Origin of the sequence: Rhizobium sp. PL01 (assembly GCF_033447125.1) — a bacterium.
GTDB lineage: Bacteria > Pseudomonadota > Alphaproteobacteria > Rhizobiales > Rhizobiaceae > Pararhizobium.
Window position 1 is genome coordinate 337,289 of the sequence record NZ_JAWQUM010000001.1, and the last position, 25,721, is coordinate 363,009.

Annotated in this window: 24 protein-coding genes; 15 read left to right on the top strand and 9 right to left on the bottom strand. The window is 58.3% G+C overall.

Annotated elements, in window-relative coordinates; genetic code table 11:
• Positions 1-137: 137 nt before the first annotated feature.
• From R6X40_RS01560 to R6X40_RS01580, 5 genes are all read right to left on the bottom strand, one after another.
• On the bottom strand, positions 138-479 hold the full coding sequence (locus R6X40_RS01560; protein ID WP_318410397.1) for a metalloregulator ArsR/SmtB family transcription factor: 342 nt from the start codon (positions 477-479) through the stop codon (positions 138-140).
• 120 nt (positions 480-599) lie between these two features.
• The gene (locus R6X40_RS01565) at positions 600-1,343 is read right to left on the bottom strand and encodes a HugZ family protein (protein ID WP_318410398.1); all 744 of its coding nucleotides are present in this window, start codon (positions 1,341-1,343) and stop codon (positions 600-602) included.
• Positions 1,344-1,427: 84 nt separating this feature from the next.
• Positions 1,428-2,477, bottom strand: a complete 1,050-nt coding sequence (gene choV, locus R6X40_RS01570; protein ID WP_318410399.1) for a choline ABC transporter ATP-binding protein — start codon at positions 2,475-2,477, stop codon at positions 1,428-1,430.
• Positions 2,474-3,325, bottom strand: a complete 852-nt coding sequence (gene choW / locus R6X40_RS01575) for a choline ABC transporter permease subunit (RefSeq protein WP_318410401.1) — start codon at positions 3,323-3,325, stop codon at positions 2,474-2,476. Before choW ends, choV begins: the two co-directional genes overlap by 4 nt.
• A 97-nt stretch (positions 3,326-3,422) precedes the next feature.
• Positions 3,423-4,370, bottom strand: a complete 948-nt coding sequence (locus R6X40_RS01580) for a choline ABC transporter substrate-binding protein (protein WP_318410403.1) — start codon at positions 4,368-4,370, stop codon at positions 3,423-3,425.
• 243 nt (positions 4,371-4,613) lie between these two features.
• Between R6X40_RS01580 and R6X40_RS01585 the strand changes: the two genes are divergently transcribed.
• The 8 genes from R6X40_RS01585 to R6X40_RS01620 all read left to right on the top strand — a co-directional run bounded on the left by R6X40_RS01585 (position 4,614) and on the right by R6X40_RS01620 (position 14,524).
• Positions 4,614-5,195, top strand: a complete 582-nt coding sequence (locus R6X40_RS01585; protein ID WP_318410405.1) for a thymidine kinase — start codon at positions 4,614-4,616, stop codon at positions 5,193-5,195.
• A 70-nt stretch (positions 5,196-5,265) separates the two neighbouring features.
• Entirely contained in the window at positions 5,266-5,655 is a 390-nt protein-coding gene (locus R6X40_RS01590; protein WP_318410407.1) for a cytochrome c family protein, read from the top strand.
• Positions 5,656-5,821: 166 nt separating this feature from the next.
• Positions 5,822-6,910, top strand: coding sequence for a hypothetical protein (locus R6X40_RS01595; RefSeq protein ID WP_318410409.1), 1,089 nt, complete (start codon positions 5,822-5,824; stop codon positions 6,908-6,910).
• Positions 6,911-7,140: 230 nt separating this feature from the next.
• The gene (locus tag R6X40_RS01600; protein WP_318410410.1) at positions 7,141-8,289 is read left to right on the top strand and encodes a hypothetical protein; all 1,149 of its coding nucleotides are present in this window, start codon (positions 7,141-7,143) and stop codon (positions 8,287-8,289) included.
• 3 nt (positions 8,290-8,292) lie between these two features.
• Positions 8,293-10,209 (top strand): AAA family ATPase, encoded by a 1,917-nt coding sequence (locus R6X40_RS01605; RefSeq protein WP_318410411.1) that lies wholly within the window; start codon positions 8,293-8,295, stop codon positions 10,207-10,209.
• Positions 10,210-10,240: 31 nt separating this feature from the next.
• The gene (locus R6X40_RS01610) at positions 10,241-11,542 is read left to right on the top strand and encodes a DUF6638 family protein (protein WP_318410413.1); all 1,302 of its coding nucleotides are present in this window, start codon (positions 10,241-10,243) and stop codon (positions 11,540-11,542) included.
• Complete coding sequence (locus R6X40_RS01615) at positions 11,535-12,662, top strand: DUF2333 family protein (protein WP_318410414.1); 1,128 nt, start codon at positions 11,535-11,537, stop codon at positions 12,660-12,662. Before R6X40_RS01610 ends, R6X40_RS01615 begins: the two co-directional genes overlap by 8 nt.
• Positions 12,663-12,844: 182 nt before the next feature.
• Positions 12,845-14,524 (top strand): formate--tetrahydrofolate ligase, encoded by a 1,680-nt coding sequence (locus R6X40_RS01620; protein WP_318410415.1) that lies wholly within the window; start codon positions 12,845-12,847, stop codon positions 14,522-14,524.
• A 57-nt stretch (positions 14,525-14,581) separates the two neighbouring features.
• Here R6X40_RS01620 and R6X40_RS01625 read toward each other — a convergent pair whose 3' ends face one another.
• Complete coding sequence (locus R6X40_RS01625) at positions 14,582-15,091, bottom strand: DUF1993 domain-containing protein (RefSeq protein ID WP_318410418.1); 510 nt, start codon at positions 15,089-15,091, stop codon at positions 14,582-14,584.
• Positions 15,092-15,237: 146 nt separating this feature from the next.
• Positions 15,238-16,143, bottom strand: coding sequence for an extensin family protein (locus tag R6X40_RS01630; RefSeq protein WP_318410420.1), 906 nt, complete (start codon positions 16,141-16,143; stop codon positions 15,238-15,240).
• A gap of 465 nt (positions 16,144-16,608) precedes the next feature.
• On the opposite strand from R6X40_RS01630, the gene R6X40_RS01635 reads away from it, so the two are divergent.
• From R6X40_RS01635 to queF, 6 genes are all read left to right on the top strand, one after another.
• Entirely contained in the window at positions 16,609-18,579 is a 1,971-nt protein-coding gene (locus R6X40_RS01635) for a TonB-dependent receptor domain-containing protein (RefSeq protein ID WP_318410421.1), read from the top strand.
• 59 nt (positions 18,580-18,638) lie between these two features.
• Complete coding sequence (locus R6X40_RS01640; RefSeq protein WP_318410422.1) at positions 18,639-19,094, top strand: MarR family winged helix-turn-helix transcriptional regulator; 456 nt, start codon at positions 18,639-18,641, stop codon at positions 19,092-19,094.
• A 76-nt stretch (positions 19,095-19,170) separates the two neighbouring features.
• Positions 19,171-19,914 (top strand): SDR family oxidoreductase, encoded by a 744-nt coding sequence (locus R6X40_RS01645; RefSeq protein ID WP_318410424.1) that lies wholly within the window; start codon positions 19,171-19,173, stop codon positions 19,912-19,914.
• A 242-nt stretch (positions 19,915-20,156) separates the two neighbouring features.
• A complete protein-coding gene (locus R6X40_RS01650; RefSeq protein ID WP_318410426.1) occupies positions 20,157-22,346 on the top strand; it encodes an anthranilate synthase in 2,190 nt (729 codons plus the stop codon).
• 77 nt (positions 22,347-22,423) lie between these two features.
• Positions 22,424-23,347, top strand: a complete 924-nt coding sequence (locus tag R6X40_RS01655; protein ID WP_318410428.1) for a cation diffusion facilitator family transporter — start codon at positions 22,424-22,426, stop codon at positions 23,345-23,347.
• Positions 23,344-23,808 (top strand): preQ(1) synthase, encoded by a 465-nt coding sequence (gene queF, locus R6X40_RS01660; RefSeq protein WP_318410430.1) that lies wholly within the window; start codon positions 23,344-23,346, stop codon positions 23,806-23,808. The genes R6X40_RS01655 and queF overlap by 4 nt, the downstream gene beginning before the upstream one ends.
• A gap of 50 nt (positions 23,809-23,858) precedes the next feature.
• Here the strand turns inward: queF and R6X40_RS01665 are convergent, their stop codons facing one another.
• A complete protein-coding gene (locus R6X40_RS01665) occupies positions 23,859-24,437 on the bottom strand; it encodes a HupE/UreJ family protein (protein WP_318410431.1) in 579 nt (192 codons plus the stop codon).
• Between the two features lie 251 nt (positions 24,438-24,688).
• On the opposite strand from R6X40_RS01665, the gene R6X40_RS01670 reads away from it, so the two are divergent.
• On the top strand, positions 24,689-25,270 hold the full coding sequence (locus R6X40_RS01670) for an ATP-dependent Clp protease proteolytic subunit (protein WP_318410433.1): 582 nt from the start codon (positions 24,689-24,691) through the stop codon (positions 25,268-25,270).
• Between the two features lie 61 nt (positions 25,271-25,331).
• On the opposite strand, the gene R6X40_RS01675 is transcribed toward R6X40_RS01670, so the two are convergent.
• Entirely contained in the window at positions 25,332-25,721 is a 390-nt protein-coding gene (locus tag R6X40_RS01675; RefSeq protein WP_318410435.1) for a type II toxin-antitoxin system VapC family toxin, read from the bottom strand.

The window sequence follows — 25,721 nt, forward strand, 5'->3', positions numbered from 1 at the left end:
CCGATGGTGCCGCGCAAGTCTCAAAGGTGAGCAATCGTCAAACTGCGATCACAACAAAAAACCGGGCGTAAACGCTCCCAGATGGCAAGCCGAAGAGCGGAGAGACAGGACGGGGCCGCAAGCGGCCCCGATCCATATCAGGCGGTACGGCGCTGCGCGATTTTTTCGACCGCGCTGGTGTCGTCGCCGTAGATTTCCTTCAGGGTTTTCAGAACTTTCAGTACTGCATCCGAAGAACTTGAATAATAGATCGTCTGGGCATCTCTACGGGTGGTCACGAGATTTTGGGCACGCAGCTTCGAGAGATGTTGCGACAGGGCAGACTGGCTGAGGCCGACCTGGTTTGCCAAAGCGCCGACAGCCATTTCTTCGTTCACCAGTGAACTGAGAATCAGCAGCCGCTTTGGGTTGGCCATAGCCGACAGAAACTCCGCAGCTATTTCAGCCTTGCCGTGTTTCTGAGGAGAGATCGTTTGCATTCCATACTCCATGCGAAGTTCACATCACGCTTGGTTATGAATGTGAATAAGAGATAATTAGACGTGATGAATAAAAGGACAACTGCCTACTGCAAGAAATCGGGGTAAAAGGGGCCGTATTTAACGGTAAAGTTTTACCAGAGCGGTCCGTAATTCCCCTTTTGATTGCAGTGGGGCCTCATACTCCAGTCGCTTGAGTTGATCTCCGAAGGCCAGATCGACCCCGCTGGCATCAAGGCCACAGATTTTCCAGCCGGTTCCCTTTGCCTTGCAATAGAGCTCAGCATACTTGCTGGCCGCATCGGAATGATCCGAATTCATGTGGTCGATCGCGCCCGATTCCATTGCTGCGAGATCGTCGATCGCGGGAGAGCGGATCATCAAGTCTTCGCCTTCGAGCACATAGGCCTTGCCGAAGCCGCCATTCATGCTGGCCTTCAGCGGCGTCAGCCGGAAGAATGCGAAATCGGGAAAGTCGACATAGAGCTGGGCCTTCGGATGGCGGCGGATGAACCGTTCGCGGATAAGCGCATGGGAGGTGCTGTCGCGATCCACTTTTTCCGCTTCGCATTGAACCGTTAGCCGTGCATGGGCGAGGGGGTCGCCCTTGCCGATTTCGCCCGTCAACAGCGAGCAGCGCTGGTCTGCGGACAGGGCCTGCGTATGGGCCGACAGGGCAGAAACCAGAATGACCGGTGTGCCATCGGTATCGATGCCGAGCAGGACGCGGCTGACAAAGGGAAAGCCGCCGCTGTTCGGCTCGATCACCGCAATGGCGGCGCTGCGTGCGGATCGCAGGATAATGCGGGCGAGCTTGCGCGCCTCATCATCGGTCTCGCGCAGAACGGAAGGTTTATCGGCCATCGGATTGCCTCTTGTCTTGAATGCCAAACGCCCGGAGCTTTTATCGTCCGGGCGCCCCTTATAACGACATCCTGACTGCGATGGTCAACTTTTGTTGCGATGCCTTGTCAGGCCTTCCACGACGTTCTGCGCATTGATCGTGCCGACGATAGCGCCATTGTCGACGACACCGATGCTGCCGGGCTGGCGCGACATCGCATCTAGGATATCGATCAGCGGGGTGGTCGGTCTGGCGGTTGCGGTGACGCCGGCCGAGCCGTCATTGCGGTTGACGCCATGGCTCATGACATCCATCGCCGTCAGCATGGTGATCGGGTTCATGTGCTGGACGAAATCGGCGACATACTGGTTGGCCGGGTTCTTGACGATGTCCTGCGGCGTGCCGCACTGGATGATGCGTCCGCCTTCCATGATGGCAATGCGATTGCCGATGCGAAAGGCCTCGTCGAGATCGTGGCTGACGAACAGGATGGTCTTCTTCAGGCGGCGCTGGAATTCCAGCAGTTCATCCTGCAGGCGGGTGCGGATCAGCGGATCGAGTGCCGAGAATGGCTCGTCCATCAATAGGATCGGTGCACCGGTGGCAAAGGCGCGGGCAAGGCCGACGCGCTGCTGCATGCCGCCGGAAAGCTCCTTGACCTGGCGGCCGGCCCATTTCGTCAGGTTGACCAGTTCCAGCTGCTCGGCAACGCGGTCCTTGCGTTCCTTGTCCGGCACGCCTGCGAGCTCCAGCCCGAAGCCGACATTGTCTTCCACCGTGCGCCAGGGGAGCAGCGCGAACTGCTGAAACACCATGGAGACGTCGTGCATGCGGAAATCGCGTAACGATTTGGCGCTGGTCTTGTACGGATTGATCGTGCCGTGCTTGGTCTTCACCTGTACTTCGCCGCGCACCACTGGAGCAAGCCCGTTGACGGCGCGCAGCAGGGTCGATTTGCCCGAGCCCGACAAGCCCATCAGCACGAGAATTTCGCCTTCGGTGATGGTCAGCGATGCGTCGGCGACACCCAGCACCAAGCCTGTTGCCGCCCCGATTTCGTCGCGGGTCTTGCCCTGATCGACCATGGCGATGGCGGCTTCCGGCTTGTTGCCGAAGATGATGTCGACATTCTTGAAAACGACGGCATCGGTCATGCGCCTTCTCCTTCATCGGACGAACGGAACAGGCGGTCGAGAATGATCGCGAGAATGACGATACAGAGGCCGGACTCAAAGCCCATGGCGATGTTGACGGTGTTGAGCGCCCGCACAACCGGCACGCCCAGGCCGGCGGCGCCGACCAGCGCCGAAATCACCACCATCGACAGTGACAGCATGATGGTCTGGGTGAGGCCGGCCATGATCTGTGGCGTGGCAAACGGCAGCTCGATCTTGCGCAACACCTGTGACGGCGTGGCACCGAACGATACGGCGGCCTCCACCAGAGACGGCGGCGTCGAGATGATGCCGAGACGCGTCAGCCGGATCGGTGCCGGGATGGCGAAGATGACGGTGGCGATCAGGCCGGGAACCATGCCGAGGCCGAACAGGACGAGGGCGGGGATCAGGTAGACGAAGGTCGGAATGGTCTGCATCAGGTCGAGGATCGGCCGCATGACGGCGTAGACCCAGGCGCGCCGGGCAGCGGCGATCCCCAAAGGAATGCCGACGGCCATCGAGACGAAGCTTGCGGCCAGAACCAGCGCCAGTGTCTCCGTCGTTGCTTTCCAATAGCCGAGATTGATGATCAGCAACAGGCCGAACAGCGTGAAGAGCGTGACCCCGACCGAGCGGCGGAAGTAGTAGGAGAGGGCAGTGACGATGGCCACGACAATCAGCGGATGCGGGGTCTGCAGGACCCACAGGATCGCATTCACGACTCCCGACAGGATCGCCGAGACCTGGTCGAAAAAGCCGGTGAAATTGGTGGTCAGCCAGGTGAAGAAACTCTTCGCCCAGCCGCCGATGGGTATGCGTCGATCAGGATTGGTTAGCCATTCCACGGGAAAATCGCCTGGTTCTTGGAGCCAATGATAGGAGCGGAAGCGCGTGATATGCGCTTAAAAAAGGCGGGGACTGAGCCCCGCCTTTTTATGCCGGTCAAAGACCGAGTGCGGTCTTGACAGCTGGCAGCGCATCACTGCCATCCTTGGTGGTAACGCCTGCGAGCCATGGCTCAACCGCTGCCGGGTTGGCCTTCAGCCATTCGTTGGCAGCGGCTTCCGGATCCTTGCCGTCGTTGAGGATCTTGCCCATGATCTCGTTTTCCATCGGCAGCGAGAATTTCAGATTGGTGATCAGCTTGCCGACATTCGGGCACTCAGCGGTGTAACCGGCGCGTACATTGGTGAAGATGGTGGCTCCGCCGAGGTTAGGCCCGAAAATGTCGTCGCCACCTGTGAGGTAGGTCAGCTTGAAATTGGAGTTCATCGGGTGGGGTTCCCAGCCGAGGAAGATGACCGGAGTGCCATCCTTTTCGGCGCGGGCGACCTGCGCCAGCATGCCCTGTTCGGAGGACTCGACAACTTCGAAGCCCTTCAGGCCGAATGTGTCCTTGTCGGTCATGTCAATGATCAGGCGGTTGCCGTCGTTGCCGGGCTCGATGCCGTAGATCTTTCCATCGAGATCGGCCTTATGGGCGGCGATGTCCTTGAAGTCCTTGATGCCGAGCTCGGCACCCTTGGCATTGGTCGCCAGCGTGTACTTGGCGCCTTCGAGGTTCGGACCGAACGATTCGACCGACTTGTCGTTCAGGAAAGGGCGAACGTCGGCTTCCTGTGTCGGCATCCAGTTACCGAGGAAAACGTCGATATCCTTGTTCTTCAGCGATTGGTACGTGACCGGAACGGACAGAACCTTGATGTCTGTCTGGTAGCCGAGGCCTTTGAGGATCGAGGAAACGGTCGCCGTGGTCGCGGTAATATCCGTCCAGCCAACATCGGCGAAGCGGACGGTGCCACAGCTTTCAGGCTCGGCGGCATAGGCGGAAGTCAATGCGCTCAGCGATACCGCTGCAGTCAGCATGAATTTCAATGTCAGTCTGGTCATCTTGATTATTCCCCTGCCTTTTGATTTTAGCCAATCACCAAATGTCCGCCAATTCAAGCGCCCTGGTGTTGTCTTGAGTGTATTGGGACATTTGCCGGACACGCCCGCCTAAAGCGACGTGATATGTCGCATTGCTCATGTTCTGGCGCCTGCCGTCGATTTTCTGTGACTTTCGCGCTTGCGCTCTGGCCTTCCCCGCTTTGTCTGTTCATGAACAACAAACAGCATACAGAAGAGGACGCCATGGCAAAACTGTATTTCAGCTACGCCACGATGAACGCCGGCAAATCGACCATGCTCCTGCAGGCGTCGTACAATTATCGCGAGCGCGGAATGCGGACGGTCATCCTGATCGCGGCTTTCGATGACCGGGCGGGCAAAGGGAAGGTCTCCTCGCGGATTGGATTGAGCGAGGACGGCATCGCCTTTACCCATGCCGATGACCTTTATGCCCTGATCGAGCGTTTGCATGGCGAAGAGGCGATTGCCTGTGTTTTCGTCGATGAGGCCCAGTTTCTCGGCGAAGATCAGGTCTGGCAACTGGCGCGCATCGCCGACCGGATCGGCATCCCGGTGATGGCTTACGGTTTGCGCACGGATTTCCAGGGCAAACTGTTTCCCGGCTCGATGGCGCTTTTGGCCATTGCCGACGAGATGCGCGAAGTTCGCACCATCTGCCATTGCGGCCGCAAGGCGACCATGGTGGCGCGGATGGATGCTGACGGCAACGTCGTGCGCGAAGGTGCGCAGGTGGAAGTTGGCGGCAACGAGAAATATGTCGTTTATTGCCGCCGTCATTGGGAAGACAAGATGAACGAGGCGTGAGGTAGGCTATCGCCGGGCAGGCGCGCTGTGCCATGATGGCATCCTTGCCTTTGCGTTCCGGGAAATCGCCATGTCTCCGTCGTTGCGTTTCGTTTCATTCGGCCTTTTCCTCTGTCTTGGGACAGGCCTTTCGCATGCTGCCGGCAATGCCGAGGCTGGCGCGCAGGTGTTCAAGAAATGCGGCGCCTGTCACACGGCGACCGAGCCGATGAACCGTGTCGGCCCCAGCCTGATGGGCATCGTCGGCCGCCCGGTCGCGACGTTTGCGGGCTACAACTATTCAAGCGCCATGACGGCTTTCGGTGGCGATGGCAAAGTCTGGGACGAGGAGCGGTTGTCGGAATACCTGATGAGCCCCAAGGCGATGGTTCCCGGCACCAAGATGTCATTCCCCGGCCTGAGAAAGCCGCAGGAGATCGAAGATATCCTTGCCTATCTGAAGACTGCTGTGGCGCAATAGGAGCGCCGTCCCGGCAATCGCAGTCCGCCAAAGCGATAAACGGTTTAAAATCCGTGGATTGGACACTTGTTCTTCAAATTGCCGCTCCCATTATATAACGTGATATCAGGACTGAATAATTTGGCTGCGCGGCGCGTCTGCACCGGAGCAATAGGGGGAAGAAACGATGGCGACACTTCAGAATTTTGAGAGCGAAATCGAGAAAACGCGCGGCATCGTCGAACAGATGCGCGGCAAGATGAACCAGTCGGCCGTCGTGCTCGACCAGTTTGCCAAGTCCGACACCAAACTCGGTGATGCGAATTTCGATATCGAGAACGCCCGTATCCAGGACGTCATCAACCAGCAGAAGGTGATGGAAGGCAATATTGCCGACCTGATCATCGGGCTGGAAGATGCCACCAACGCCTTCGGCTCCGAATTCGAGAGCATGAAAAGCTATACCGGCTACGAAAAATTCATCGGCATCTTTTCCAAGCAGAGTGCCCAGCGCATGCGCACCGACCGTGTCCGCAACATGTCGCTGGCCGGCAATCTGCAGGAACTGCTGTCGAAATCCGACACGATCGTTGGCATCCTGAAAGAACAGAAGGGCGTGCTCGACCAACGCTACAAGACGTCCGAGGCAAGCCTGCTGCAGGTGATCGAGCGGCGCAAGGCGACGATTGCGAACCTGCAGGAGACTCAGAAGCGGATCGAGGAACTGAACCCGATGCTGATGGACATCGAGAACCGGATCGCCGCCTCGACAGACCAGATTGCCCGCACCCAGCTTGAAGGCGAACGCTCGGTTCTGGCGACCGAATATAATGAGAAGCAGGCCAAGGAACAGGAACTCTTGGCCGAGAGCCAGACATACGAGCGGTACACCTCGATGTTCCAGACCTTCGTCGATTCCCTCAACAACCAGATTGCCGCGCAGAACACGCTGATCAACAAGCTGACCATCGATACCGAACAGCGCATCGTGCTCTACAAGGCGCTCGAAGATTCTTTGAAGACGGCAGCCCAGCAGGATGTCGCCCACAAGATCAATACGCTCGGCAGCCAGGTCGATACGGCAGCGGAAGAGACCATGGCCGGCATCGGTTCGGCTTCGCAGCGCCATATCGGCGATCTCCTCGAAATGCACGAGAAGAACATGCTCTCGACGCAGGATATCCAGCGCCGCAAGAAGCTTGCCGACGATGCGTTTGCGCGGCGGTTCCAGGCTGTGTTGGACAAGCACAATTCGGCGAATTACGTGAAGCAGTAACGGAGTTTGGCGGTGTCTTTCATGCAGGATAGAGGGGTTGGAGTGCTTGGAGCGTTACCCCCCTCTGTCCCTCCGGGACATCTCCCCCTCAAGGGGGGAGATCGGCCGCAAACTTCTGTGGCCATTATTTCAAAGTTGCGAGCGAAGAGAATAATCTCCCCCCTTGAGGGGGAGATGTCGGCGTTGCCGACAGAGGGGGGTATATGCCCTCATATACGGGGTGTCCGCGCATGAACGCCGCATCCGAAGGTGCCGTCGGTCAGTATTTTGCATCCATCCGGGCAGCGCTCGGCGGTTTGGAAATTTTCCTGGGTGACCGCAATTCGCCGCTCTACCGCGATACGGTGGTGGGCGAGGTCGTCATTCCCTACCTGTCTCGGCTGAAGGCCTCGTTTTCCTGTTGGGAAAACCGCATCGGCTTTATCGAGCAGTTCCGCATCTCGCGGGCGGAAAGTGGATTTCCTGTGTTCCAGAATGTGCTGGAACTGGAAAACGACCGGCAATCCGCCGAAAAGCGGCTGGCGGGGATTCCCGTTGCCGATGCGCTGCGCCAGGAAATGGCCGACTTCATTCTGCGGCAGAAGGCGTTTCCGGCTGAATTGCAGTCGCGCATGGCCGAACGGCTCTATCTCGAGCAAATCGGCAAGGGCGACATCTTCTCGCCCTTCATCATGCCCGAGACGATCCGTTTTGGCGTCAACCCGAAGACCATGCGGCCTTACTACGCTGTTTGCTGGGGTGCCTTCGACGGTGCAAGCACCTTGCCGATGGTCTACATGTCGATGATCGAGGATTCCTCGGAAAAGATCATCAAGCTGCTGGTGATGCCGGACGGCAAGCTCAATCCGGACACGGATATTCCGCTGCCGATCGGCGGTCTGCTCAATCCGGATCTTGCCAGCCGTTTCGATGATTTTGCCCTGAAGAACAGCGCCTATTCGCTGACGCCGGTGACGATCGCCACCAATCTCGACAAGGATTTCGAGGAGCTGCACCCCAAGCAGTTGCGGCGCATCGTGCTCGGGCCGTTCTATTCGGCCGGGATTACCGAGAATAACGCCAAGATCAACGATATCCTGTCGAAGGTCCGCAAGACCGAAAATGCCTGGCTTCTGACCTGGACCGTGCAGGAGGTGTTCTCCAAAGCCGAGCGTCCGGCCCAGCGCGGCTTCTTCTCATCGACGCCGGCATCGGAAGAATTCCATATCGACACCGACAATCTTGAGGCAACGCGCATGGGCGTGAGCTCCTACGAGAAACATGCGCTGGTGCCGCACGATGCCTACCAGGCGCTTTATGCCGCCGGCGACGCCGCCGCGATCTTCGGCGACTACAAGGTGCACGTCATTTCCGGCAATCAAGTCATTAGCGAGGTCTAGACAATGTCACTGAACGCCGGTTTGACGACGCTGCATGAAGACGACATCGCCAAACATCAGGCTGTGGCGCAGGGCCTTGTCACCCGGCTGATCCTGCTGGAGGCCGACGACCCGGTTGCTGGAACGGCTTTGGCTGGCACTGGCCGCCGCTTTGTCTCCACTGTCTCGACTGGCGGCCAGCGCCGCACGCGTGAGGTAGAACTGACGAAGACGATCCAGTCGGTGCGATCCGGTGACACGTTGATGTCGCCCGCCCAGCATGCGCTGCTTTATCGCGCCCGGCGTGGCCTGCAGGTGGCGCTGGCCGTTGCCGATGTCTTTGCCCGCCAGACCAATCTGGAAGGTCTGCAATCGCGCAATGCCACGGCGCCGCTGTCCGGCGAGGACGCCACGCAATTCAAGGCTCTGCTCTCGGCATCCGCCTATATAGCCGCCTTCACCTTCGCCGCCTATCTCGGCGCGACGCTTGCCGGTGAGGGGGAGCCGGTCGAAGATGGGGCCGAGCCGGATTTTCTGTTCGACACGCCGCAGGATGCCTTGAAAGGCATGCTGTCGGCGCTCGACAAGACGATTGCAGGAGCGCCTGACGATGCGGCGCTAACCAGCCGGGCGCGCGCTTTTGCCCGCCTTGCCATCGAAGGCCTGATTGGCCGCAAGGCCCGCTTCACCGGGCTTGCCAGTTTCGAGAATGTCCATATCCGGCTCGATCAGGACGATTTTACCCTGAATGGTTTTGATGTCGCGCCCGGCGCCAAGCGTGCACCGCTGGTGATGACCTTCAAGAAGCCGGAAGAGATCATCGGCAACCACATCGCCAAGTATCAGGCGCTCAAACTGGCCAAGATGTTGATGGCCTACGATTTCGACCGGCAGATGAACCCGTTCGTCGAACTGGGCGGCTTCCTCTTCACCTTCATCGGCGACGGCATGCCGGGCACCGGCAAAACCATCCTGATCCAGATGCTGGCGGGTATGCTCAACGACTACTGCCAGGTTGCCGGTTACGCCTTCCACTACGAGAATTTCGGCGTCGACCAGATTTCCTCCTATCAGGGCAAATCCGGCCAGAACTGCAAGGCCTTCGTCAACAATGTCATCAACCCGCGCGCCATCGGTTTTGGCACCATCGACGATGTCGATCAGGTCGCGGCCAAGCGCTCCGATGACCGCGCGTCGGCCGGTCAGCACGAGGTGACGGCGGTGCTGATGGAGAGCTTTGCCGGCGCCTCCACCGTCATCCGCGGCAATTGCACCTTCGGCATGTTCTCCAACTATCCGGAGAATGTCGATGATGCGCTGCGACAGCGCGCCGGTGCCCGCTGGCTGGTTGATGGACCGCAGTCGGAAGGCGATTATATCGATATCTTCGCCATGCTGGTCGGCAAGAACCACAAGATTCCGCTCGGCGAACACCAGCTGTTTGCCGGTCAGGAAATCAAGCAGGCGGTTTCGCAATCCTATGCCGAGCATGCCCGCCCGAAAGAGGAGGGCTTGCTGGCGGTCTGGGAACGGCATGAAAAGGAAGAGGGCAAGATCGAGACGCTCGCCGATGTCGGCTCCTATCTGCACATGATCAAGGAGGCGGAGCCGCGCTTTACCGGCCGGGCAATCAAGAACATTACCGATGCAGTCAAGATGCGGGCCATGGACGTGGACCTGCCAGACGACTGGTTCGCGACGCCGGAAGCCTTCATGCACAAAGCCTATGACGAGAAAAAAGCGATGATCGAGACCCTGCGCGGCCCGATCACGCTCGATATGGTGATGCAGGAAATCAACCGCTACGCCGACAGCGAATTCCGCTACACCGACAAATCCGACGATGCCGCCGTGACCGACATCATCCGCCGCGAACGCCAGCGGGAGAAGGCAATCCGCGAGATCGAGGCGATGAAGGCGGACGGGCGGTGGCAGGGGTGATTGGGATGCCAAGCATTGTGGTAACTACTATATGAAACGCCTCCTCGAAGCCGAATTGATCTACGGACGCCTGCTCGACATTTCCGAGCCGCACCTGATTGCGCGCTATAACAAGGCGCTGCAGGGCTTTGGGCTGCGCCCGACCGCGCTGCCGTCCTTTCAGATCGATATGACCGGGTTTTCGCCGGAGATTGCCGATGAGCTTGGCGATCGCGATTATCTTGATCCCAACCGCGTCAACCGCCGCTTCATCATCATGACGCCGGATCAGGAGGAGTTGCCGGTCGTTCACACCAGCTTTTCCAACACTGCTGCGCTGATGCACGAGTTTTTCGGTGCCAACCGGCGAGCGATCAATGCGGTGACGATCAAGGATGCGCTTTACGGCGAAATCGAGGATTCGGTATCTATCGTCAACGACATCGACGACCTGCTCTCGATTAATGAGGTACGGTTTCGTGTCCTGTCGGCCGAGGATATGCTCGGCAAGGCAGCCGAATTGCGCTCGCTCGTCGATCGCCTGAAGACGGTGCCGACAGCCTGGGCCGATGATGCGCTGTTGAACCGGATGGTCGAGCTTGCAAAAGTCACCGGTGATATCCGCGAAAATGCGCTGGTGCCGGATAAGCTGGTGTTTCGCCATGATGCTTTCTGGGCCAATCATTTCGGCGGCGTCTATGTTTTCCTGGATGAAAAGACGACGACGGTCATCTGTGATCCCTCGGTGCCTGGTTTCCGGCGCTCAAGGCCTTGGCAGGTCGGGTATATCAGCCTGTCCGATCATCAGCGCATCTATGAGTTCCTTGCCTCGACGAACCGGCTGCAATTGCCGCAGGCGTCCTGGGTGCAGGATTCCGGCCTCTATCAGCATCGAGCCGACATGATCCTGCGCGGCTTGGTCAATCAGGCGGAGCCGACGACGGATATCAACGCGATTGACGCCATCTGGCTACAGACCTGGATACACCGGAATTCGGCACTGGTTTCCTCGGACGGCACCTATCCATTCCTGCAGTCGATGATCCGCACGATTTCGGCGACGGGCAGCATCAAGATGCAGGATGTTGCGCCTGAAAGCCGTTTTCTGCTGGTTCGTGCTGCGCCCAACCATCCGGATCAATGGCTGACCAATCGTTTGATCTCGCAACTGGTGCCGCGTGATTTCGTTTCCCGCTTCGTCTTTGACAAGCAGGGGTTTTATGCGGCCTATGAACAATACAGCGAAAAGTTCAGGGAATATGTTGTGGCGACACTGACCAGCACATATCTCAGGGACAAGGTGGCGTTCCGCAAACGCCTTTATGGCCTCAAGGAGGATAATACGAATGCTTGATCCGATCGTTGCGTTTTTTCAGCGTGTTTTTGCAGCGATCGGCCGGGGCATTGGCCTGGCGGTGTCCTGGATACTCTCTCCGTTCATGGCAGTGGCGAACTGGTATAGGGGGCGAGCCTGGATCATCAAAGGCCCGATCGGCCTTGGCCTTCTGTTGCTGGTCGCACTCTACGGCTACTTCATCTGGCAGACGCAGGCCTGGACCAATTTCGATCCTGATTATCCCAACCGGTATAATCTTGCCGAGCGCAAGAATGATGCGGGCCTGCCGGTCAAGGTGGCTGCTGGCCAGACGGCGCCGGCCAATGCCTGCGAGCGGTCTGCCATCGTCGATGTTACTGCCGATCTGATCGACTACAATGTCAATCAGAATAGCTGGATCTCGTCCATGGTCCTCTACAAGGCCGGCTTGTTCGGGATGGATTGGGACCGCACTCCATGGCTCGACAACAAGGCGTCGTTCCAGCGCGGCGTCAACGAAGCGGTGCGCCGTACGACGGTCGAGCTTGTCGATTCGCTGGTGCGTATGCGCGGCACGTCCGGCATCAATCCGCAGCTGCAGAGTGTACGCAGCAAGATGCAGTATGAGGAAACCAACTGGTACTTCGGCCTGTCGCCCTTCGGCTTCCTGACGCCGACGCCGACGCAATATCGTGCCGCCCTGGCAGACCTTCGTTCGTTCAACGACCAGCTGGGAACATGTGCAGCGACCTTCGATGCCCGTGCCGACAATTTCCTCGAATTCATGGACCGCGTTTCAAGCTCGATCGGCAGTACGTCTGCCATGCTGCGCGAACGCTCCGAGAATTACAACGGCGGCTGGTTCGACACACGCGCGGACGACCGGTTCTGGTTCGCCTACGGCCAGCTCTATGGCTATTATGGCATCCTGTCTGCTACCGGCGCCGATTTTGACGGCGTTATCAACCAGCGCGGTCTGGCGCCGATCTGGAACGAAAGCATCAAGCAGATGCGCGCTGCTCTGCGCATCCAGCCGTTCATCATTTCCAATGGCCAGGAGGATGGCTGGATCATGCCGACCCATCTGGCAACGCTCGGCTTCTACGTCCTGCGTGTGCGTTCCAATCTCGTCGAAATGCGCGATATTCTGGCGCGATAAACCGGGTTTTGATGATGTGAAGGCGGAGGAATGCGTTTCCTCCGCCTTTTTCTTTGTTTTCTCGTCAAAATCACTCTTGGAAGTGCTTTCAGGCTCTTGAAATCAAACAAAGTGATGGAAAGCCGGTGCGCTTCACGCTTTTATGCTCTCCAGACAAAAAAGTGGAAGGGGAGAGACGCCATATGACTGAGGTAAAGTCCGATATCGAAATTGCCCGCGCGGCGACGAAAAAACCGATCCTCGAGATCGGCGCCAAGCTTGGAATTCCACCCGAACATCTGCTTCCCTACGGCCATGACAAAGCAAAGATCAGCGCCGACTTCATCGCACAGCAAAAAGGGCGTCCAGACGGCCGGCTGATCCTGGTGACGGCGATCAATCCGACGCCGGCCGGGGAGGGCAAGACGACGACCACGGTCGGACTTGGCGACGGGCTCAATCGCATCGGCAAGAAGGCGGTGGTCTGTATCCGCGAGGCGTCGCTTGGCCCCTGCTTCGGCGTCAAGGGTGGTGCTGCCGGTGGCGGTTATGCGCAGGTGGTGCCGATGGAGGACATCAACCTGCATTTCACCGGCGATTTCCACGCCATCACCTCGGCCCACAATCTTCTGTCGGCGCTGATCGACAACCACATCTACTGGGGCAACGAACAGAATATCGATATCCGCCGTGTCGCCTGGCGCCGTGTGATGGACATGAACGATCGTGGTATTCGCCATATCGTCGGCTCGCTCGGCGGCGTTGCCAACGGCTTTCCGCGGGAAACCGGGTTCGATATTACCGTCGCTTCCGAAGTGATGGCGATCCTGTGCCTTGCCACCGATCTCAAGGATCTGGAAAAACGTCTCGGTGACATCATCGTCGCCTACCGGCGCGACAAGACGCCGGTCTTTGCCCGCGACCTCAAGGCGGATGGGGCGATGACCGTGCTGCTCAAGGATGCGATGCAGCCGAATATCGTCCAGACGCTGGAGAATAATCCAGCCTTCGTGCATGGCGGCCCGTTCGCCAACATTGCCCATGGCTGCAACTCAGTGGTGGCGACGACCACGGCGCTAAAGCTTGCGGATTACGTTGTCACCGAAGCCGGGTTTGGCGCTGATCTCGGAGCTGAAAAGTTCTTCGATATCAAATGCCGCAAGGCGGGGTTGAAACCCGACGCTGCAGTGATCGTCGCGACGGCCCGGGCGATGAAGATGAATGGTGGCGTCAAGAAGGAGGATCTTGGCCAGGAGAATGTCGAGGCCGTCAAAAAAGGCTGCTCCAATCTCGGGCGCCATATCCAGAACGTCAAGAAATTCGGCGTGCCTGTAGTGGTGGCGATCAATCATTTCACGCTGGATACAGAGGCCGAGATCAAGGCGATCAAGGATTATGTCGCGACGCTGGGTGCTGAAGCTATCCTGTGCAGGCATTGGGCCGAAGGGTCTGCCGGTATCGAGGATCTTGCCCGCAAGGTCGTGGCGCTGGCCGAAAGCGGCCACTCGCAGTTCTCGCCGCTTTATCCCGACGATATGCCGTTGTTTAAGAAGATCGAGACGATCGCCAAGGATATCTATCACGCCGACGCCGTCATTGCCGACAAGTCGGTGCGTGACCAGTTGCGGACATGGGAGGAGCAAGGCTACGGCCATCTGCCGATCTGCATGGCCAAGACCCAGTACTCGTTTTCGACCGACCCGAACCTGCGCGGCGCGCCGACCGGCCACACCGTTCCTGTTCGCGAGGTCCGGCTGTCGGCCGGTGCCGGTTTCATCGTGGTCATCACCGGCGAGATCATGACCATGCCGGGCCTGCCAAGGGTGCCGTCGTCGGAGAAGATCTTCCTCAACGCCGACGGGTTTATCGAGGGGCTTTTCTAGGAAGCAATCCGGAGGATCGTGGCACATGCCCGCATTCCTCCGGTTTTCTGTCTGCGCTTAGCTGTAAGGGCCGAGAAAATCGATCTTGCCGACAGCCACGCCCTGATTGCGCAGGATGTCGTGAGCGGTCGTGACATGGAAGAAGAAATTCGGCAGCGCGAATTTCAGCACATAGTCGTCGCCGGCGAAGGTGAAGCTGAGCTTCCCGAACGTGACGGTGATTTCCCTCACATCGCTGCCTTCGAGATCGGATGGTTTGACGGTTTCGAGGTAGGCGATCGTCTTGGCGATGCGTTCGCGCAGTTCGGCAAAGTCCTTTTCATCATCGGGAAAGCTGGGAGCTGCGACGCCTGTGAGGCGGCCGATGGTATTCTTGGATGTATCGCTGACACGCTGAACCTGCGCTGATAGCGGCAGCATATCCGGGGCGAGCCGGGCATTGAACAGATCGGCGAGCGGAATATTCTTCTCGGCCGCATGAGCCTCGGCCTTGTCAAGAAGTCCTGCGAGGACATTGAGCCCCCGGATGAACACCGGAACTGTTAGCTTGTGCATGGAAACGGACATTGAGAAATCCTTTGAAATGATCGGCGCGAGAATACCCCAAGGGGCCTTGCGCTGAGAGGAGGTGGGGTGTTGCCTGTCCTCCAGCAAGGCCGCATCACGTCTTTCACAAAACTATATTAGCGCCACCACAATCGGCCCACGCAACCTCACCGGCAGTAGCGGTATCCGCCCTTGCGCTCGATCACGTCGAAATGCAGGTGATGCTCATGGGCTTCATCGCTGCCGGGGTCGAGTACGGTTTCAAAATAGAGGCATCCGGTCGCCGTCACCGCCCGCTGGAAGGCGCCAGCGAGGGTCGAATCCTCATCGCGGGGCTGGATCTCGATCGATTTTCCATTCTTGAACGTGAAAGAGGCGATATCGATGGCATTGCCGCGGGCGTGTTCCGAAATCTTGCCGGTCTTGGCGTTGTTGCGCAGGCGGCAGATATAACTCGATGCCTGATTGATGGTGGTGAGGTCGCCCTCGCTTTCCAAGGCAACCTTAGCCGCGGGCAGGACCGCATCCTTGGTCCAGCGCGCCAGTTCCAGCGCCGTTTCACAGCGCATCTTGCCTTCAGGCTTCAGGGCGATGCCCGGCAACACGGTCGAAAGGGTCAAGGGTTTGTCGATGCCACAACCGTTGCCATCGTCGATGCGCGTCTCTTCCTTGAAGATGGCGCCGATGGCCTTCAGATCCGCAAGGCAGGCAATATATTCCTTGCCGTCTTCCGGCTTGATGGTCAGCACTGGCTCGGGCTTGGCTTCAGTTTCGGGTTTGACATCTGGCTTGCCTTCACCTTCCGGTTTGGGCTCCGGCTTTACCTCGGCTTCCGGCTTTGCCTCAGGTCCCGGTTTCGCTTCGGGGTTTGCGACAGAGGTTTCAGCTTGTGAAGGAGTGGGAACGGGCGCTTCGCCGCCGGATGGCAAGGTTTGCTCCTTCGTCTTTTCTTCCGCCGGTTTCACCGTTTCCGACGCTTCTGGCTTCTTTTCGGGGAGGGGACCTTCGGCGGGAAGGCCGGCGCCCAAGAGCAGGATGATCGGGAGGAGAGAGGCGAGGAAACGAAGAGGCATGAAAAATCTCCGGTTCTGCCGGGGGCGGCAGGGCACGGGTTTACAACGCATTGGTACGGGAAAGGGTTGCATTGCGGCCTCAAGGTGCTGGATCGTTGCCAAATCGAAACAGTTAGCGGTGGGGAAGCCAGAATCTGACAAAAGTAAGACAATTATTTGTTGACAATAAGTGTCATGTTTTCTAACCGATGAACATAAGCAGTTCTTAGCGGCTGCTCCCCAATGCATCGTCGCAAATACCTAGCCAGCCACCTTGAGCCCAGTGTCTCACCAGCAAGCCCGGTAAATTTATCAAAGGATTGATCCATGATTACCCGGCATCACTGCGCGGCCCTTTTGGCATGCGTTGCGTTTTTGACGCTTTCCCCAACAGGTCACGTGTTGGCGCAGACTCCGGAGGAGTTGGCCGCTTTTAAGAAGAAGGCCGAGGAAACAGCAACTGCACAGGCCAGTGGGACGACATATTTGAAGACCATCACGGCTACTGGTGGCAAAACGGGTCGTGATCCCTACTCGACGCCAGCGGCTACAAGCACGATTACCGCCGATGAAGTTGAGCAGTTCGGCAATAAGAATATCGACGATGCACTGCGCGCGACGCCAGGTACTTTTACGCGCGACAACCCGCAGAATCCGGGCCTCGCTGTCAATATTCGCGGTCTTGAAGGATCCGGGCGCGTCAATATGATGATTGATGGCGTACGCCAGAATTTCCGTTTCACGGGCCATGAAGCCCAGGGCTTTGCCTATATCGACCCGGCTTTCATCAGCGGCATCGACATTTCGCGTGGTGCGGTGTCCGGGGTCGGCGGTGCAGGGGCGCTCGCGGGTGCTGCCAATCTGCGTACCTATAACATCGAAGACCTGTTGACGGACGGCAAGAACTACGGCGGCTTTGCCACGGCGTCTTTCGGCAGCAATAAAGCCGGCTGGTCGGAATCGGCGCTTGGCGCCTATCGGGTCAATGACAGCATTGCCTTCCTTGGCGGTATCAGCAAGAAGGACCCCGGCAACTACAAGAACGGCAATGGCGAGGTCGTTCCCTATACCGAATCAGACCTGATCTCCGGCATTTTCAAAACCGAGATCACGCCGAATGATGAGCATTCGTTCAAGCTCAGCGGTATTCTCTACAATAATGATTTCATTGCCAACTCCTACGATCAGTCGATCACTGCGCAGACCTACAGTGCTAATTATGCCTATACCCCAGGCAATAACCTGATCGATTTCCGCGCCAACATTTATTACAACGACATCAAGATGAAATACGACAAAAGCCCGGTCATCCCTGGTGGCGGTTCGGCTGCAGGCCGTGTCATCGACGACAAGGGTTTTGGCTTTGACGTCTCCAACACGTCTAGCTTCGATCTCGGCGCGGTCGCCGTCACCTCAAATTACGGTGTCGAATATTTCTCCGACGACTATGATGTGGTGAACAGCAGGCTGGCACCCAGCTCAGGTGTTAATGGAAGCGGCAAGAGCTCGACGACGAGTGTCTTCAATACTACCAAGCTGACCTATGGTATGGCTGACCTGACCCTTGGCCTACGCTACGATCGTTTTGATCTGGAGGGCGACGGCCAGGTTTCCGCTGGCAACCCGCTTGGCATGCCGGCCGGTCCTTATTCGGTTGATAGCTCCGATGGCCGGATCAATCCGAGCGTGACTTTCGCGCTCAACCCTGTGGATTGGTTGCAGCCCTACGTAAAGTACGCAGAAACCTCGCGCGGCCCGACTGTCAACGAGACTTTCGTCGGGGGAACGCATCCGGGCGGCGGCGCACCGCAATTCTTCTTCCCCAATCCGTTCCTCGAGCCAGAAATCTCCAAGGGCTGGGAAATCGGTGCCAACATCAAGGTCGATGACCTGCTGACCGCTGGCGACAGCTTCCGCTTCAGGGCTGATTACTTCAACAACGATGTCGATAATTACATCACGGCAAACTTCATCGGCGGCACACATTTCGCAAACGTTCCCGGTACCACCAAGGTTCAGGGTATCGAACTGGAAGGCGCCTACGATGCCGGTTTTGTCTTCGCCAACGTCTCCTATACGCACACAGAATCCGATCTGCCTTCGCAGGTGAACGGCTTTGGCGCTCAGAGCTATCTGCCGGATGATATCTTCACGGCGACGCTTGGCGCTCGCTTCCTCGAAGATCACCGCCTGACAATCGGTGGCCGGCTGTACGCCGTCAGTGAAAGCTATATCGGCGAAGTCAATGTCGCACCGGGCCAGTCGCCCTACCAGGATGGCTACGAACTGGTCGACATCTTCACCAACTACAAGTTCAAGAATGGCTTCGAGCTGACCGCCAGCGTGCTCAACGTCTTTGACACGGAATACACGCCTGCTCTCAGCACATCGCCGAGCATTGCGGTCGATACCGGTCGTGGACGCACTTTCCTGGTAACGGCGAAGGCAACGTTCTAATCCTTGAATTCTGGAGGCGGCTCGGAAGGGCCGCTTTCTTCTTAATTGACAAAGTGCATATGCACATATATATTGAACCCATGAAGCCGCAATCGTCCATCACCTCCTGCAACTGTTTTGCCATTCGACAGGCTGCACGCTTCGTGTCGCAGCTATACGAGCGGCATTACGCGCGGGCAGGGATTACGGCGGCGCAGTTTTCATTGCTGGTTTATATCGCCGAAGCGGGACAGGCCGGCATGGCTGAGATCGCCGAGGCGATGGTCATGGATCGCACGACATTGGTGCGTGCCCTGAAGCCACTGGAGCGCGACGGGTACGTGGTCAGCGAGCCGGAGGGCAAAGGGTCGCGCAAACTGTTGCTTGCGCTCTCGGCCAACGGCCAGCAGAAGCTGTCGGAAGGCGTCGAATGCTGGCAGGCTGCGCAGGCGGAATATGTGGCGCTTGTCGGGGCTGGGCGTGCCGACGACCTGCGCCAGATGCTTCTCGCTATCCCATCCGGCAAGGCTGCCTGATACGCTCAAGGCCGGACTGCCTCCTGCTTTTTTGATAATCGAAATAGTGCATATGCACACATTGAGGAAGAAAACAATGTCCCAGAAAATCGAAAATGCCGTTGCTCTCGTCACCGGTGCCAATCGCGGTATCGGCCGGGAGTTCGTCACCGAACTGTTGCGCCGCGGTGCCAGGAAAATCTATCTCGGTGCTCGCGATCCGGCCACGCTCGCCGAGCTCGTTGCTCTTGATCCTACACGCCTGGTGCCGCTGAAGCTTGATGTGACCAATGCGGCCGACGTCGCGAACGCGGCCAAATCCGCTGATGATGTGACGCTGCTGATCAACAATGCAGGTTTTGCCGGTGAGCAGGGTGTCATTTCCGCGCCGGACCTCACGATTGCACGCAACGAAATGGAGGTGAACTATTTCGGCGTCCTGGCGTTGTCGAAGGCCTTTGCGCCGATCCTCGCCAAGGCCGGGCAATCGAGCATCGTCAACGTACTTTCCATTCTGTCGTTGATGACCGTGCCGTTCCTCGGGACCTATTCGGCCTCGAAGGCGGCGGGTCTTTCCGCCACTCGCTCGATCCGCGCCGAATTGAAAGGGCAGGGCACACAGGTGATCGCCTCTATGCCGGTGCAGGTTGACACAGAGATGGGCAAGAACCTGCCCGAGCCGCGCCTGAAGCCGTCGGATGTGGCGTCCGAAACGCTCGATGGTGTCGAGCATGGAACGGAAGAGGTTTTCCCCGGCGAACTCAGCCGCAAAGCAGCAACGGCCTTCGCCGCAGATCCGAAGGGCGTGCAGGCGCATATGTCCACCCGGCTGCCGGCATAAGGTGCACAAGGGCGCGGCGGAAATTGCGCCTTCATTTTTCCGCAGTGCCCGCTTGCGCATTTCTCTCTCTCACGCTAACAATTCCGCCATGACACAGGCACGCAACATTGCAATCTGGTGGTGGGCTCGCTAAAGCGGCCTTGACCAGTCATGCGTGATTGAGACGATAAGCCGCCCGGAAGTTTCGAGGCGGCTTTTTTGTATTCGGGCCGCAGGAATGATGGGCCTGAACGGAGCGACAGATGGCGACGACAATTCTTGCAGACGGTGCGGAAGCCTATACCACCAAGGGCGGCATTTACGTCACCCGGCGGCGGCGCGAGGCCCCTTATGGCGAAGCAATCTCCAGCTATGTCGACAGGCTCGACGAGCGCCGGGGTGCGGTGTTTTCCTCCAATTATGAATATCCCGGCCGTTATACACGTTGGGACACAGCGATCATCGATCCGCCGCTCGCCATCTCATCCTTTGGCCGGTCTCTCTGGATCGAAGCCTATAACGAACGCGGCGAAGCGCTGTTGGAGATGGTTACGGCGCATCTGGCCAATGTCGCCGATATCACGCTCGGTGCCGCCACCGCGCGCCGTCTTGATCTCACCATCAACATGCCGGACCGGGTGTTCACCGAAGAAGAACGCTCGAAGATGCCGACGGTGTTTACCGTTTTGCGCGCGGTCACCAATCTGTTCTATTCGCAGGAAGATGCCAATCTCGGCCTCTACGGTGCCTTCGGATACGACCTGGCCTTCCAGTTCGACGCGATCGAGCTGAAGCTCAAGCGTCCCGACGACCAGCGCGACATGGTGCTGTTTCTCCCAGATGAAATTCTCGTCGTCGATCACTATGCCGCCAAGGCATGGATCGACCGCTATGATTTTACCAAGGACGGGCAGACGACGGACGGCAAAGCGGGTGATATTGCCCCGGAACCCTTCCAGAGTGTCGACAGCATTCCGCCGCATGGCGACCATCGTCCCGGCGAATATGCCGAGCTCGTCACCAAGGCCAAGGAAAGTTTCCGCCGCGGTGACCTGTTTGAAGTGGTTCCCGGCCAAAAATTCTTCGAGCGCTGCGAAAGCAAGCCTTCGGAAATCTCCAACCGGCTGAAAGCGATCAACCCGTCGCCCTATTCGTTCTTCATCAATCTGGGCAATCAGGAATATCTGGTTGGCGCGTCGCCGGAAATGTTCGTGCGCGTCTCCGGCCGCCGTATCGAGACCTGCCCGATTTCCGGCACGATCAAGCGCGGCGACGATCCGATCGCCGATAGCGAACAGATTCTCAAGCTGTTGAATTCCAAGAAAGACGAATCCGAACTGACCATGTGCTCGGACGTCGACCGCAACGACAAGAGCCGCGTCTGTGTGCCAGGTTCGGTGAAGGTCATCGGCCGCCGCCAGATCGAGATGTATTCACGCCTGATCCATACGGTCGATCACATCGAGGGCCGCCTGCGCGATGATATGGACGCTTTTGACGGCTTCCTCTCACACGCCTGGGCCGTCACGGTCACCGGTGCGCCAAAGCTGTGGGCCATGCGCTTCATCGAAAGCCATGAAAAGAGCGCGCGGCTTTGGTATGGTGGCGCCATCGGAATGGTTGGCTTCAATGGTGACATGAACACCGGGTTGACGCTGCGCACGATCCGCATCAAGGACGGCATTGCCGAGGTGCGGGCTGGTGCAACGTTGCTTAACGACAGCAATCCGGAAGAAGAAGAAGCCGAAACTGAACTGAAGGCATCCGCAATGATCGCAGCGATCCGCGACGCAAAATCAGCCAACAGCCGTGGCACCGGCCGCGATGTCGCCCCGGTCGGCACCGGCGTCAAGATCCTGCTGGTCGATCATGAGGACAGTTTCGTCCATACGTTGGCCAACTATTTCCGCCAGACGGGTGCGACAGTTACGACGGTGCGTTCGCCGGTGACGGATGAGATTTTTGATCGGGTCAAGCCAGATCTCGTCGTGCTGTCGCCCGGTCCGGGCAAGCCGAAGGATTTCGATTGCAAGGCGACGATCAAGAAAGCGCGCGCTCATGATCTGCCGATCTTTGGCGTTTGCCTCGGGCTGCAGGCGCTGGCCGAAGCCTATGGCGGCGAGCTGCGTCAGCTGGCGGTGCCGATGCACGGCAAGCCGTCGCGCATTCGCGTGCTTGAGCCCGGTATTGTCTTCTCCGGTCTCGGCAAGGAAGTCACGGTCGGCCGTTATCATTCGATTTTTGCCGATCCTTCGACCTTGCCGCGTGATTTCATGATCACGGCTGAGAGCGATGACGGTACGATCATGGGTATCGAGCACACCAAGGAACCGATCGCGGCCGTGCAGTTCCACCCGGAATCGATCATGACGCTGGGCGGCGATGCCGGTATGCGGATGATCGAGAATGTCGTGGCGCATCTGGCCAAGCGGGCGAAAATCAAGGCCGCCTGAGCGATTATGGACGCAGGTTGAAAACCGCCGCGCCCGAAATGGCGCGGCGGTTCTTTTTATGGAGATGAGGACCAGCAATGGTGACTGAAATTCAGGGAAACAAGGCGCAACGCCTGGCGTTCTGGGGCATTCCGCTGGCAATCGCTGTGCTCGGGCTGAAGATGCTCGCCTGGTGGGTAACGGGGTCGGTTGCTTTGCTGTCTGACGGTTTGGAATCGATCGTCAACGTCGTTGCCGCCGTCGTCGCCTTCGTCGTCATCGGCTATGCCGCCAAACCCGCCGATGCCGACCACCCGTTCGGTCATTACAAGGCCGAGTATTTTTCCGCCGTCATCGAGGGCGTGCTGATTGTTGTTGCGGCACTCTTGATCGTCGCCGAGGCCATTCCCGCCATCATGGCGCCAAGGTTGCCGGAAACCCCGGCGCTGGGCCTGGCAATCAACCTGGTGGCGGGCGTCATCAATGCCGTCTGGGCCTATACCCTGATCCGCGCCGGTGCTGCCTTGCGCTCGCCGGCATTGACGGCCGATGGTCACCATATCTTTTCCGACGTGATCACCTCGATCGGCGTGCTGTTCGGATTGGTGCTTGCCATTCTCACAGGTTATGCGGTGCTTGATCCGCTGCTTGCCGTGATCGTTGCCTGCAACATTCTCTATCAGGGCTGGAAGGTTATCGCCCGCTCGGTCGATGGGTTGATGGACAGGGCGGTTCCGGCCGAGGAGGAAGAGGCGATCAAAAAGGCGATTGCTGCTCATGCGGTGGGGTCGCTTGGGGTGCATGACCTCAAGACCCGCGAGGCAGGGGCGGCGATCTTTGTCGATTTCCATATGGTCGTTCCGGCAGCGATGCCGGTGGGCGAGGCGCATGACATCTGCGACCGCCTTGAAGATGCCATTCGCGAGGTTCACGGCGGTGCCAAGATTGCCATTCATGTCGAGCCGGAGGGCGAAAAGGCCCACGGCATCCGCGTCAAAGTGATTGAAGGATTGAGATCATGACAACAACAGACGTCTCCGGTCTGTCGCAGCTCGGGCAGAATGTCGCTTCGCCTCAAAACCCGGAAGAGGCCGTGCTCGAACGTGTTCCGACCAGCCATGCCGGCACGGATTTCGTCGTGCGCTTCACGGCTCCGGAATTCACCTCGCTCTGCCCGATGACTGGCCAGCCGGATTTCGCCCATATCGTCATCGACTATGTGCCGGATGGCTGGCTGGTCGAATCCAAATCGCTGAAGCTCTATCTGCATTCGTTCCGCAATCATGGCGCCTTCCACGAGGATTGTACGCTGGATATCGCCAAGCGGCTGGTCGATCTGCTTGCCCCGAAATGGCTGCGGATCGGTGCCTACTGGTATCCGCGTGGCGGCATCCCGATCGATGTCTTCTGGCAGACGGGTGCTCCACCGGAGGGATTGTGGCTGCCGGATCAGGGCGTGCAGCCCTATCGCGGACGTGGCTGAGACAAAAAAACGGCGGACTTTTGGTCCGCCGTTTTTCGTTGGAGGTTTGGTCAGTTGAAGATCAGTGCCAGCCCGGCGAATGCCGTGAGGCCGCCGAGAATGCGCGAAATGACCCGGCCGGACGACAGCCGGCTGATGCCGAGGCCAAGGCCGATACCGGCGACATGAAGCAGCCCCGTCGCGATCACGAAGCCGGTGCTGAAGGGCAGGGCACCTGCAGCACCCAGTTCACCGCCATGGGCATAACCGTGGAACAGCGCGAAGACGCCGACGACGGCGGCGCAGGCAACGGTTTCCATGCGAACGGCCATGGCCACCAGCAGACCAAGGGCGACGACGGAAGCGAGAATGGCGGGCTCGACGAACGGTAGATGGACGCCAGCCATCGCCAGCGCAAAACCGAAGGCCATTGTGCCGACAAAGGCTGCCGGGATCACCCACAGGGCGCGTCCGCCGATTTGTGCGGCCCAGAGGCCTACGGTGACCATCACGAGGATATGGTCGAGGCCCGACAGGGGATGGGTGAAACCTGCCAGCAGTGATCCGTGTTCGGCGGGATCGAGATGGGCAAAGGCTGGCATGGTCGAGGCAGCGAAGCTTGCTGCGGCAAGAAGAAGGCGTCTTTTCATTGTTGTCCCCACTGAAGGGCGGGGAATGTGGGAGGCAGCCCCGCCGGATGCGAATTCATGACCTCCGCATCTTATTTGGCGATATATCGCTGTCTATACGGCAATTGCCTTAGGCGGCATCTTTACCATAGCTGCAGGGGCTTGCGGATAGGGCTTTCATCTGCATCCGCTTTTGTTGCATTGTTTTCGCAGTCGAGTCGCCTTATCTGACAGCGGCAGGACATTTGAATTTATTTCGCGGGAGAGTTCGCATGAACGAAGAAGACGACGACAAGGTAAAAGAATTGACCTTGGGCAAAGAGACTGAGGCGAACCTTTTCAAGTCGCGCTCGATTTTCATCTACGGCCCGATCAATCAGGAACTGGCGCAGAAGGTCTGCTCGCAGCTCGTGGCACTTGCTGCTGCCAGCGACGACGATATCCGCATCTTCGTCAGCTCCCCGGGTGGCCACGTCGAATCCGGCGATTCGATCCATGACATGATCAAGTTCATCAAGCCGAAAGTCTGGATGATCGGTACCGGTTGGGTCGCCTCCGCTGGTGCGCTGATCTATGTGTCGGTTCCGAAGGAACGGCGCATTTGCCTGCCGAACACGCGCTTCCTGCTTCATCAACCGTCCGGCGGTACGCGCGGCATGGCGTCCGATATCGAGATCCAGGCCCGCGAAATCATCAAGATGAACGAGCGCCTGAACCGGATCTTCGCCGAAGCCACCGGCCAGTCGGTCGAAAAGATCGCCAAGGACACGGACCGCGACTACTGGCTTTCGGCCGAGGAAGCCAAGACTTACGGCCTCGTTTCGCGGATCGTCTCGTCGCAGGCCGAGATCTGAGATTTTTCGGATCGTTGACGCTTTTCAAGCCCCGCTGGTTTTCCGGCGGGGTTTTTTATTGTCATGAAGCGGTGGCGGAGAGGGGATGATCCTGGAGTGCGGCGTCGATGGTGACGAGCTTCATGTTTTTGGCGGCACATTGGGCGAGCAAAAGGCGGTCGAACGGATCGCGGGTCGATGCCTCTGGATTTACGCTTTGCAGAACATCGACCTCGTTGATTGAAATCAACGCGATACCGTAATGTCTCGCTATTTCAGAGAGCTTCTCCAGCCCGATCTTGAGCGGAAGCTTACCCAAACGATGCTTGATGGCGATTTCCCAGAGGCTTGCGACGCTCAGGTGAAATTCACTATCCGGATCGGAAATTTCCTTGCGGATCGCCAAAGGAAGCGCGGCAACACGATCTTCGATGGTCGCCAAGAATATATGTGTGTCAAGTAGCCTCGCCAC